This window comes from Pseudonocardia sp. SID8383 (genome assembly GCF_009864975.1).
In the GTDB taxonomy this organism is placed as follows: Bacteria; Actinomycetota; Actinomycetes; order Mycobacteriales; family Pseudonocardiaceae; genus Pseudonocardia; species Pseudonocardia alni.
In genome coordinates this window covers 1-11,257 of sequence record NZ_WWFY01000811.1, presented here as the reverse complement: position 1 = coordinate 11,257, position 11,257 = coordinate 1, and the positions used below count along the sequence as shown (strand labels likewise).

Sequence of the window (11,257 nt, the reverse complement as noted above, 5' to 3'; positions counted from 1 at the left end):
CGACGGCCGCGGCGGCCCGGGCCAGGTCGGCGGCGCGCGCCCGGCCCTCGTGCAGCGGGACCTCGGCCTGCCCGACGGGGACGCCTCCGTCGGTGACCAGCAGCCGGGCCGAGCCGAACCGCGGCGGGACGACGAGGTCACCGGCCCCACGACCCGTGCCGTGCACGGCACGGTGGTGGACGAGCTCGCCCACCCAGACGGGGCCGCCTGCTCGCTCCGGCACTGCTGCGACCTCCCGGGTCGTGGGTCCTCGTCGGTGGGTCCGTGTCGGTGGTCCGGCCCCGGGACCCGTCCGCTCGCAGACGTGTCCCGTGTGCCTACGTCGCGGACCGCCGCCCGGTTCACCGTGTGCGGCCGACGTCACGTTGCGCCGCACCGGGTCCGCCCCGGGCACCGGACCCCGGCGCCGAGCCGGCCGGTGCGCGCCGCACCGGTCACGGCCGGCACGCCCCCCGATCGTCGCAGAGCACCCGGTACCCGCGCTCACCAGGCACGGGACGCCTCCCGCGTGCTGCTCCGTCCGCCACGGCCCGGACCGCCTCCCGGCGCAGTCACCGGACGCGGTGCCGCCCGGGCGTCGCCGGCGGGCGTGCCGGGTTCGTGAGGGGGCTGGTCCGTCCGGGGCCGTCCCGGTCACGGTGCGCACCGCGTCACCGCCTCAGACGTACCGTTCGGCGCAGCACACCGACCGTACGACCCGAACGGCGCACCGCACCCACCGTTGGACGCGGGTCCGGTGCGTGGGTCGCTCCGGACCGGCCGTTCGCCGCACACCCGGCGAGCCCGCTCGGTGTCCGTGTCACGGAGCGGTTACGGTCGCTCCTGGCTGGCCGACGAGATGTCGGCTGGTGCGCCTGGTCGGTCCCCCGCTCCCCGCTGGCCGACACTCCCCCTGGCGCCCACCCAGCACGCAGCGGGCGGAGCCGTGTCCGGTCACGAGGACCGGGGCGGATCCGGGGTGGCGAGGACCCCCGAATGACCACTGCACTGACCCCGGACCTCCATACACCCGAGAGCGACGTCCCCCGGCGTCGCCGGGACCGCGACGCCGGCGCGGGCATCTCCGCCGCCGACCTGCTCGCGCGCTACTCCGAGGCCGGTTTCGACACCCCCGCGCCCGGCAGCCGCCGAGCCCGCCGTTCCGAGGCCCCCGGCCCGGAGCTGGAGCGCATCGACACCCCCGCGACCGGCCTCCCCGCCGCGTCCGGCGGCGACACCGTCATCACCCGCGACGCGCAGGACACCCCCGCCGGCGTCACCTCGCGGACCGCGATCGGCCTGCTCGGCGGCACCTCGGACACCGGGCCGCTCGGGCGTCACCCGCGCGCGGTCGTCGCGACCATGTCGGCCACGCTGGTCGGCGCCACCGCGGTCATGGGCGTCGTGTCGGCGCTCAGCTCGCCGGAGCAGTCCCCCGAGACCTCCGCTGACATGGACCTCACCGGCGCGGCCCACGAGGCCACGATGAAGCTGTCGGTCCCGGCCGCGGGCTCCGAGCACGGCGGCACCGGCACCAGCGACGCCGCGTCCACCCTGACCAGCGGTTTCGAGCACGTCACCGCGTCGGTCCCGCAGGCGTTCGAGAAGGCCGACGCGGCCCGCATCGCCGCCGTCGCCCAGAAGGAGGCCGCGGCGAAGGCGGCCGAGGCCCGTGCGAAGGCCGCCGAGGCGGCCGCCCGCAACGGCGGCGGCGGTGACGACGACGGTGACGGCGGCGGGCTCGGCGACATCGTCGGCGGCCTGACCGGTTCCTCGGACGGTGCCCAGGCGCTCGCCCAGGCCAAGCAGCAGCTCGGCAAGCCCTACAAGTGGGGCGCCACCGGCCCGAGCGCGTTCGACTGCTCCGGCCTGATGGTCTGGGCGTTCGAGCAGATCGGCGTCGACCTGCCGCGCACCTCCAGCGCACAGTCGCAGATGGACGGCACCCCGGTCTCCAAGAGCCAGCTCAAGCCCGGCGACATGGTGTTCTTCTACTCCCCGGTGAGCCATGTCGGTATCTACGCCGGCAACGGCAAGGTGCTCCACGCCTCCACCAGCGGTGAGCCGGTCAAGTACTCCGACATCGACGCGATGCCGTTCCACAACGCGGTCCGGGTCTGACCGACCGCGTCACCGACGTCCGAGGCCGGTGCCCCTGGGGAGGGGTACCGGCCTCGACGCACGTCGGGGCGGAGCAATCGTGCGGTCCACGGCCCGCTCGATGATCCGCGTTCCGTGCGCGGATCCGCCGGACGCGCGCTTCTGAACGCGCGTGGACAACGGATCACCGCGTGTTCCTGCACCCGCCGTCCGCCCCCGGCTACAGCGAACGCAGCCGCTCCGCGACCGCCTCGGGCTGCACGTCGGAGATGAACGCGCCCGCGCCGGACTCCGACCCCGCCAGGTACTTGATCTTCCCCGGCGCCCGGCGGATCGAGTGCAGGCGCAGGTGCAGCCGGGCGTCGGAGCGACCGTCGGACTCCAGCACCGGGGCCTGGTTCCAGCCCGCGACGTAGGGCAGCTCGTCGTCGTAGAGCGCGTCGAGGCGGCGCAGCACGTCGAGGTAGAGGGTCGCGAACTCGGCGCGCTGGGCCTCGTCGAGGGCGGGCAGGTCCGGGGTCGGACGGTGCGGGTACAGGTGCACCTCGACCGGCCAGCGCGCCGCCTGCGGCACGAACGCCGTCCAGTGCTCCCCCGCGACGACGACCCGCTCCCCCGCCCGCTCGGCGGCCAGCTGCGTGTCGAACAGGTTCTCCCCGGTCGCCTCACGGTGCGCGGCGACGTGGGCGAGCATCCGTTGCGGGAACGGCGGGACGTAGGGGTAGGCGTAGATCTGGCCGTGCGGGTGGGACAGCGTCACGCCGATCTCGGCACCCCGGTTCTCGAACGGGAAGACGTAGCGGACCCCCGGCCGGGCGCCCAGCTCGGCGGTCCGGTCGGCCCACGCCTCCAGCACCAGGCGGGCGCGGTCGGGCGTCAGCCGCGAGAACGGGGTGTCGTGGTCGTCGGTGAAGCAGACGACCTCGCACCGGCCCGACGCCGCCTGCGGCACCGCGCCCGGCTCGGGCAGCGGCGCGCCGGGCGCCGACCCGAACGACGGGAAGCGGTTCTCGAACGCGACGACGCCGTACTCCGGGCTCGGCACCTCGGTGTGGCGACCGTCGCGGCTGGGGCACAGCGGGCACTGGTCGGCCGGCGGCTTGTAGGTGCGGTCCTGCCGGTGCGCGGCGATCGTCACCCACTCCCCGGCCAGCGCGTCGTAGCGCAGCTGGGAGGCGGGCACGACCCGCGGGAGGTCACGGGCGTCGACCAGGCCTGCCGGATCGCGGGGGGCGTGGTCGGGGCCGTCGAACCAGATGATCTCCCGGCCGTCGGCCATCCGGGTGGTCAGCTTCTGCACCTTCTGCACGTACGTCACCTTCCGGGGCGCGCAATGATCACGTGGTCGACCTCGCCCTCGAGGACCGCCCGGTCGGCGTCGGCCAGACCGGAGTCGGTCACGAGCACGTCGGCCTCGGACAGCTCGGCGATCGTCGAGATTCCGACGGTGCCCCACTTGGTGTGGTCGGCGACGACCACGAGCCTGCTGCCGGACTCGATGAGGGCGCGGTTGGTGTCGCGCTCGGTGAGGTTGGGGGTGGAGAAGCCCGCCGCGGCGCTCATGCCGTGCACCCCGAGGAACACCGTCTCCAGGTTCAGTGAGCGCAGCGCGGTGATCGCGACCGGGCCGACCAGGGCCTCCGAGGGCGTCCGCACGCCCCCGGTGAGGATCACCGTGGTCCCGCGGGCGTCGGCGCCACCGGTGTGGAACGCGTCGGCAACGGCGACGGAGTTGGTCACCACGGTCAGCCGCGGCACCGCGGCGAGCAGCCGGGCGAGCCGCCAGGTCGTCGTGCCCGCGGACAGGCCGATCGCGGCGCCGGGGGTCACCAGCTCGGCGGCCGCGGCGGCGATGGCGTCCTTCTCCTCCAGCTCGCACACCGACTTCGCGGCGAACCCGGGTTCGGAGGTGGTGTGCTCGCCGACGGCCGTCGCGCCGCCGTGCACCTTGTCCACCAGGCGTCGCCGGGCCAGCACGTCGAGGTCGCGGCGCACCGTCATCTCGGACACGCCGAGGTGGTCGGCGAGCTCGGACACCCGCACCGCGCCGCGGCTGCGGACCTGCTCCACGATCACCTCGCGCCGCTGCTCGGCGAGCAGGCTCATCGCGTCCGGGCCGGACACCGTCGGGGCTTCACCCGCACAGAATGCAACACAACCGAACGTGCGGCAAGGGTCGACCGTGCGTGTCGGGACCCGGACCCCTGGCGCGCCGAGGTCACCGAGCGGTCTCGAATTCGAGCGAAAGTGTTCACTTCTGATCGAGTGCGGTCTAGCTTGTGCGTTGGTCCGCGCAACGTGCCGTCGTGCACCACCGGCCGGCGGACCGGCAGCGCACGCACTCGACGGCGAGGAGCTACCCGAGATGGATCATCACGAGACGGCCCGGCGGGCCCCGGGGACGTCCCGGGAGGACGCGGCATGACCGCCCAGGAGGTCCTGCGCCTCAACCCGAACCTGGTCGACTACCTGTTGGTCGCGTTCTACTTCGTACTGGTGCTCGGCATCGGCTTCGCGGCGCGACGCTCGGTGTCCTCCAGCCTCGACTTCCTGCTGTCCGGCCGGTCGATGCCGGCCTGGATCACCGGTCTGGCGTTCATCTCGGCCAACCTGGGCGCGATCGAGCTGATCGGCATGGTGGCCAACGGGGCCCAGTTCGGCATCCCGACGGTGCACTACTACTGGCTGGGCGCGATCCCGGCGATGGTGTTCCTCGGCATCGTGATGATGCCGTTCTACTACGGCTCCAAGGCCCGCAGCGTCCCGGAGTTCCTGCTCAAGCGGTTCAACAAGACCACCCAACGGGTGCAGGCGGTGATCTTCGCGGTCGCCTCGATCCTGATCGCCGGGGTCAACCTGTTCTCCCTGGGCCTGGTCCTGGAGGCGCTGCTCGGCTGGTCGCTGTACCTGGCGATCCCGGTCGCCGCCGTCGTCGTGCTGGGCTACATCTCCCTCGGTGGGCTGTCGGCCGCGATCTACACCGAGGTCCTGCAGTTCTTCGTGATCCTGGCGCTGCTGATCCCGCTGACCGTCGCCGGGCTCAACCGGGTCGGCGGCTGGGACGGCCTGACCCGCGCGGTCACCGAGGGCCCGAGCGCCGGTGCGGACCTGAACGCCTGGCCCGGCACCCCGCTCACCGAGATCGCGAACCCGTTCCTGTCGGTGCTGGGCATCGTGTTCGGCCTGGGATTCGTGCTGTCCTTCGGCTACTGGACGACGAACTTCGCCGAGGTCCAGCGCGCCCTGTCGGCCAAGTCGATGTCCGCCGCGCGGCGGACCCCGATCATCGGTGCGTTCCCGAAGGCGCTGGTCGTGCTGGTCATCGTGACCCCGGGCATGATCGCCGGGATCCTGGTCCCGCAGATCGCCGCGGTGAAGGCGGGCGGCGGCGACGCCGTCGAGGGCATCACCTACAACAACGCGCTGTCGCTGCTGATGAAGGAGGTCCTGCCCAACGGGATCCTCGGCGTCGCGATCGCGGGTCTGCTGGCCGCGTTCATGGCCGGTATGGCGGCGAACATCAGCTCGTTCAACACGGTGTTCACCTACGACATCTGGCAGGACTGGGTGCGCCCGGGCCGCGCCGACCGCTACTACCTCGGCGTCGGCCGGCTGGTCACCATCATCGGCTGCGTGCTCGCGATCGGCACCGCGTTCATCGCGTCCGGGTCGGCGAACCTGATGGACTACATCCAGTCGCTGTTCAGCTTCTTCAACGCGCCGCTGTTCGCGATCTTCATCCTCGGCCTGTTCTGGAAGCGGATGACCGGGCCGTCGGCCTGGATCGGACTGCTCTCCGGCACCACCGCGGCGGTGCTGATCGACATCCTGGTCCGCACCGAGGTCTGGACGATGTCCAGCCAGGCGGGCAGCTTCGTCGGCGCCATCGCGGCGTTCGTCGTCGGTGTCGGCGTGTCCGCGGGGGTCTCGATGGTGACCACCCCGAAGCCGGACGCCGAGCTGGTCGGGCTGACCTGGAGCCTGACCCCGAAGGAGGCGCGCACCCACTCCACCGACGGTGACGACGCCGGCTGGTACCGCAGTCCGAACGTCCTCGGCGCGCTGGTGCTGGCCCTGACCGTCGTCCTCTACGTCGTGTTCGGCTGAGCGGAGACCTGCGATGAGCTCGAAGAGTGAGAACCACCCCGACCACCACGGGACCGACGCCCCGGCCTCCTCGACCGCGGCGAACCTGTTCGACCTGCGCTCGGTGATCGCCCTGCTGTTCGGGGTCTACGGCATCGTCCTGCTGGTCATGGGGATCGTGTCGGGCGACAACCCGGAGAACCTCGCCAAGACCGGCGGGACGAACCTCAACCTCGACACCGGCATCGGCATGCTGGTCATCGGGGCGTTGTTCGTGCTGTGGGTGTACCTGCGACCGCTGAAGCTGGCCGCGCCGGAGCAGCAGGACTGACCGCACTCCCCCGGCCGGGGGCGCCCTCAGCGCTCCCGGTCGGCGGGGGTCGGGTAGACCGGGTTGAACGCCGCGAGGGTGTAGTCGTCGATCCGGCGCGCCACGCGGGTCAGACCGGAACGCAGGACGCGGAGGGTGTCGCTCATGGGTGGGGGTCCCTTCGATGTCGGCGGTGGAACCGCCTGGTGTGGACGAGGGAGCCCGCCGGGTGAGGCGGACGGCCTCGTCACCGGACACGCCCAGGATGCACTGAATCGATCCCGACGCGCTGCCGATCGCGAGCGCGGTCACGGTGTGAGGCCGGTCGCGGCGTGCGGGTGATCGCCCGCGACGGGAGCGCGGAGACCGAGATCGCCCGGTCGCGCTTCCGCTGCACCGTCGCCCGGGTCGCCGACGTCGGGGCCGCCCAGGACGTGATCGACCGCGTCCGCCGGGCCGGACCGGACGCCACCCACCACTGCACCGCGTTGCGCATCGGTGACCCCGGCACCGGGGACCTCACCGCCCGCAGCAGCGACGACGGCGAGCCCTCGGGCACCGCCGGCGTCCCGATGCTGGAGGTGCTCACCCGGCGCGGGCTGACCGACGTCGTCGCCGTCGTCTCGCGCTGGTTCGGCGGGACGAAGCTCGGCGCGGGCGGGCTGGTCCGCGCGTACTCCGGCGCCCTGACCGCGGCCCTGGACGCGGTCGGCGAGCTGCGCCGGGTCCGGCACCGGGAGCTGCTGCTCGCCGTCGGCCACGACCGCGCCGGCCGCCTGGAGCACGACCTGCGCCACTCCCCGTACCGGCTGTGCGATGTCACACACGGCACGGACGTCACGCTGACCGTGGCCGTCGCCGAGCCGGAGACCGGCGCCTTCGCCGACTGGCTCGCCGAACACACCGGCGGCGGCGTCGAGGCGCTCGACGCCGGCCCGCGCGACCTCTACCTACCCTGAGCGCATGCACATCCGCGCCGCCACCGACGACGACCTCCCCGCCGTCCTCGCCGTGCTCCGCCCGATCTTCGCCGAGGGCCGCACCTACACCGTCCCGCCCGACGCCGACGACGCCTGGGTCACCCGCATGTGGATGCTCCCGCCGCCGGCGCGGGTCCTCGTGGCGGTGCGGGACGGCCGGGTCGTCGGCACCGTGAAGACCGGGCCCAACCAGGCCGGGCCGGGCTCGCACGTCGCGACCGCGAGCTTCGCGGTCGAGGCGGGCGAGGCGGGGCGCGGCACCGGACGCGCGCTCGGCGAGCACGTGCTGGCCCTCGCCCGCGCGGACGGCTACTCCGCGATGCAGTTCAACGCCGTCGTGGCGACCAACACCCGCGCGGTCGCGCTGTGGCACTCGCTGGGCTTCGCCACGGTCGGCACGGTGCCCGACGCCTTCACCCTGCCCGACGGCACGACCACCGGCCTGCACGTGATGCACCGCTACCTGTGAGCCGCACGGCCCGCACCGTCGCAGGTCTGTACCAGCGGAGTTAGTCGTGCCTACACTGCGTCTTCGCCGGACCTCATCACCTCGCGGGGGCGCACATGACGAGCACGGACACGGCCGCGTCGGCGGCACCGCTCACCGTGGAGCAGCTGCGCCGGCGCGGCTGGCGCGGCAGGCTCGCCGTCCTCGGGCCCGCGTTCGTCGCCGCCGTCGCCTACGTCGACCCGGGCAACTTCGCGACCAACTTCTCCGCCGGCGCCGGCTACGGCTACCTGCTGGTGTGGGTGATCGTCGTCGCCAACCTGATGGCGATGCTCATCCAGTCGCTCTCGGCCAAGCTCGGGCTCGCAACCGGGAAGAACCTGCCCGAGCTGTGCCGCGAGCACCTCACCCCGTGGCGGAACCGGTTCATGTGGGCCCAGGCCGAGCTCGTCGCGATCGCGACCGACCTGGCCGAGGTGATCGGCGGCGCGGTCGCCCTGCACCTGCTGTTCGGGATCCCGCTGTTCACCGGCGGGGTGATCACCGGCGTGATCGCCTTCGTGCTGCTGGGGCTGCAGTCGCGCGGGCACCGGCCGTTCGAGCGGGCGATCGTGTTCCTGCTCGCGATCATCCTGGTCGGGCTGGTGTCGACCCTGCTGCGCACCGACGTCGACGGGCCCGCGCTGGCCGCGGGTCTGGTCCCCGGCTTCGACGGCGTCGGCTCGCTGGTGCTCGCCACCGGCATCCTGGGTGCCACCGTGATGCCGCACGTGATCTATTTGCACTCCGCGCTGACCCAGGGCCGTCTGGTCGCCCGCGGGCCCGAGGACACCCGGTTCCTGCTGCGGGTCGGGCGCACCGACATCGCGCTCGGGATGGGCGTGGCCGGGCTGGTCAACCTGTCGATGCTGGTCGTGGCGGCCGCCCTGTTCGCCGGGACCGACGTCCCCGGCACCGACACCCTGGAGGGGATCTTCGCCGGGCTGGGCACCGAGCTCGACGCCGTCGCCGCGTACGGGTTCGCGATCGCGCTGCTCGCCTCGGGGTTCGCGTCCTCGGGCGTGGGGACCTACGCCGGGCAGGTCATCATGGCCGGGTTCCTGCGCCGCCGGATCCCGCTGCTGCTGCGCAGGCTGCTGACCCTCGCGCCCGCCCTGCTCGTGCTGGGCATCGGGATCGACCCGACGCAGGCGCTGGTGCTCTCCCAGGTCGTGCTGTCGTTCGGCATCCCGTTCGCGCTGGTCCCGCTGGTGTGGCTGACCGCCCGCCGCGAGGTGATGGGCGACCTGGTCAACCACCGCGTCACCACGACCGCGGCGGTCGTCGTCGCCGCGGTCGTGGTGGGGCTGAACGCCTTCCTGATCTGGGAGGCGTTCGTCGCCTGAGTCAGCGGCCGCGCCAGACCGGGTCGCGCTTCTCGGCGAACGCGGTCGCGCCCTCGCGGGCGTCCTCCGAGGTCAGGACCGGGCCGACGACCGCGTCGTGGCGCTCCCAGCGGTCGGCGCCCCAGTCCGGGCTCTCCCGCACGATCCGCTTCGATGCGGCGACGCCGAGCGGCCCGTTCACCGCGATCCGCGCGGCCAGCGCCAGCGCGGCCTCCAGCGCGCCGCCGTCCTCGACGACCTGGTTGACCAGCCCGGCGGCCTCGGCGCGCGTCGCGTCGATCGGGTCGCCGGTCAGCAGCATCTCCAGCGCCAGCGCCCGGGGCACCCGGTTCGCCAGCTCCAGCGCACCGCCCGCGGCGGCGACCAGGGACCGCTTCACCTCCGGCACCCCGAACCGGGCGCCGCGCCCGGCGACGACGAGGTCGCAGGCCAGCATGATCTCGAACCCGCCGGCCAGGGCCCAGCCCTCGACCGCGGCGATCATCGGCGTCACCGGCGGGGCCTGGGTGATCCCGCAGAGCCCGCGCCCGGGCACCGACGGACGCTCGCCGCGCAGGAACGCCTTGAGGTCCATCCCGGCCGAGAACACCCCGCCCGCCCCGGTCAGCACGCCGACCCGCAGGTCCGGGTCGGCGTCGAGCTCGTCGACGGCCGCGGCGACCGAGCGCGCGACGTTCTCGTTCAGCGCGTTCTTGGCCCGGGGCCGGTTGATCGTGATCAGCAGGACGCCGTCCCGCCGCTCGACGAGCACCTCCTCCTCGGAAGCGACCGGTCCGGAAGGAGTCAGCTCTGACTGCTCTGTCATGGGGCCACCCTAGATCGCGGGGGCCACCACCGGAACCGAGTGCTCCCAGTCCGCGAGCAGCGTCCGCAGCGCGGTCACCAGAGCCAGCGGCTGGTCGATCATCACGTGGTGCCCGGCCCCGGGGATCTCGACGACCGGTGCCGCCCGGCCCATCCGGTCGACGACCATCTCCCCCATGTCCGCCGGGACCAGGCCGTGCTCGGCCCGGAACAGCGCGATCCGGCAGCCGGGACGCCCGAGGTCGCCGGGGGTCAGCGAGATGCCGGCGAAGATGGCCGGGTCGAACTTCCAGCTCCAGCCGCCGTCGACCGCGCGGATGCTGTGCTCGGCGATGTGGCGGTGCACGTAGGGCAGGTCGCCGGGCTGCTCGGGGATGGTGCGGAACCGCGCGATCAGCGCGTCGCGGTCGGGGTGCACCTTCGCCGGGCCGAACGCCCGCTGCTCACGGGCGGCCCGCTCCTCCGGCGACCGGTCCCGGACCGGGGAGTCGACGGCGACGGCGCCGGCCAGCTCGTCGCCGTAGCGCAGCGCCGCGGTGAGCGTCACGAACCCGCCCATGCTGTGCCCGATGACCGTCGGCCGGGGGCCGAGACCCGCGGCGTCGATCACGGCGCGCAGCTCGACGGCCCAGCGGTCCAGGTCGTAGGACGGTGCCCGCCCGGAGTCGCCGTGCCCGGACAGGTCGACCGCCACGACCCGGCGCGTGCCCTCGGCCAGCAGCGGGGCGATGTGGTCCCACCAGTGCAGGTGCGCCGCGCCGCCGTGCACCAGCAGCACACCGGGCCCGCCCGGGGTGCCCCAGCTCCGGAAGCGGATCTCGACGCCGTCGCTCTCGGTGCGGCCGGGCTCCCCCGGCTCGGCGAGTGCGTCGGTGAACCAGGTGGGCGGAGCGGTGGACACGCGGGGACCTCTGTTCGTGGGACGGGGACGACCGTTCGAACCTACGCCCCTCGTCAGTTCTGACCACGCCGGGTAACGGGGTACCGGGGCCGGGCGACCTGCGTCACCGAGGGGCCGACGAGGAGGCGCGATGACCGGTGCGGCGACGGGGACGGTGGTGCGGGCCGTGCCACGCGACCCCGGGGCGTGGGACCTCACCGACCGGCGCCTGGGGCGCGCGCTGGGGTCGCTCGCGCGCGACGCCGACGCCCCGGCCGGGACCGC

General features: G+C 73.7%; 11 protein-coding genes. 6 read left to right on the top strand and 5 right to left on the bottom strand.

Annotated features, from left to right (window positions below; all coding sequences use genetic code 11):
- Positions 1-223 (bottom strand): hypothetical protein (locus tag GTW08_RS19725; protein ID WP_161152355.1); only part of this gene is annotated, 223 nt, incomplete at its 3' end.
- 752 nt (positions 224-975) lie between these two features.
- On the opposite strand from GTW08_RS19725, the gene GTW08_RS19720 reads away from it, so the two are divergent.
- Positions 976-2,100 carry a C40 family peptidase gene (locus GTW08_RS19720; RefSeq protein ID WP_073574320.1) on the top strand — a complete coding sequence of 375 codons (1,125 nt, stop codon included), beginning with the start codon at positions 976-978 and terminating at the stop codon, positions 2,098-2,100.
- A 199-nt stretch (positions 2,101-2,299) separates the two neighbouring features.
- Here the strand turns inward: GTW08_RS19720 and galT are convergent, their stop codons facing one another.
- Both galT and GTW08_RS19710 read right to left on the bottom strand, forming a co-directional pair.
- Entirely contained in the window at positions 2,300-3,379 is a 1,080-nt protein-coding gene (gene galT / locus GTW08_RS19715; protein ID WP_073574446.1) for a galactose-1-phosphate uridylyltransferase, read from the bottom strand.
- A 14-nt stretch (positions 3,380-3,393) separates the two neighbouring features.
- Positions 3,394-4,185: a DeoR/GlpR family DNA-binding transcription regulator gene (locus GTW08_RS19710; protein WP_073574447.1), complete on the bottom strand. Its 792-nt coding sequence runs from the start codon at positions 4,183-4,185 to the stop codon at positions 3,394-3,396.
- 315 nt (positions 4,186-4,500) lie between these two features.
- Here GTW08_RS19710 and GTW08_RS19705 point away from each other — a divergent pair, with 315 nt between their 5' ends.
- The 5 genes from GTW08_RS19705 (at position 4,501) to GTW08_RS19685 (ending at position 9,288) form a co-directional block, all read left to right on the top strand.
- On the top strand, positions 4,501-6,186 hold the full coding sequence (locus GTW08_RS19705) for a sodium:solute symporter family protein (RefSeq protein ID WP_073574321.1): 1,686 nt from the start codon (positions 4,501-4,503) through the stop codon (positions 6,184-6,186).
- 13 nt (positions 6,187-6,199) lie between these two features.
- Complete coding sequence (locus GTW08_RS19700) at positions 6,200-6,496, top strand: hypothetical protein (RefSeq protein WP_073574322.1); 297 nt, start codon at positions 6,200-6,202, stop codon at positions 6,494-6,496.
- A gap of 311 nt (positions 6,497-6,807) precedes the next feature.
- Positions 6,808-7,434, top strand: a complete 627-nt coding sequence (locus GTW08_RS19695) for an IMPACT family protein (protein ID WP_073574323.1) — start codon at positions 6,808-6,810, stop codon at positions 7,432-7,434.
- Positions 7,435-7,438: 4 nt separating this feature from the next.
- Positions 7,439-7,924 (top strand): GNAT family N-acetyltransferase, encoded by a 486-nt coding sequence (locus GTW08_RS19690; protein WP_073574324.1) that lies wholly within the window; start codon positions 7,439-7,441, stop codon positions 7,922-7,924.
- Positions 7,925-8,019: 95 nt separating this feature from the next.
- Entirely contained in the window at positions 8,020-9,288 is a 1,269-nt protein-coding gene (locus GTW08_RS19685) for an Nramp family divalent metal transporter (protein WP_073574325.1), read from the top strand.
- 1 nt (position 9,289) lies between these two features.
- Here GTW08_RS19685 and GTW08_RS19680 read toward each other — a convergent pair whose 3' ends face one another.
- Positions 9,290-10,093: a crotonase/enoyl-CoA hydratase family protein gene (locus tag GTW08_RS19680; RefSeq protein WP_073574326.1), complete on the bottom strand. Its 804-nt coding sequence runs from the start codon at positions 10,091-10,093 to the stop codon at positions 9,290-9,292.
- Positions 10,094-10,102: 9 nt separating this feature from the next.
- Positions 10,103-10,993: an alpha/beta fold hydrolase gene (locus GTW08_RS19675; RefSeq protein ID WP_073574327.1), complete on the bottom strand. Its 891-nt coding sequence runs from the start codon at positions 10,991-10,993 to the stop codon at positions 10,103-10,105.
- Between the last annotated feature and the right edge of the window lie 264 nt (positions 10,994-11,257).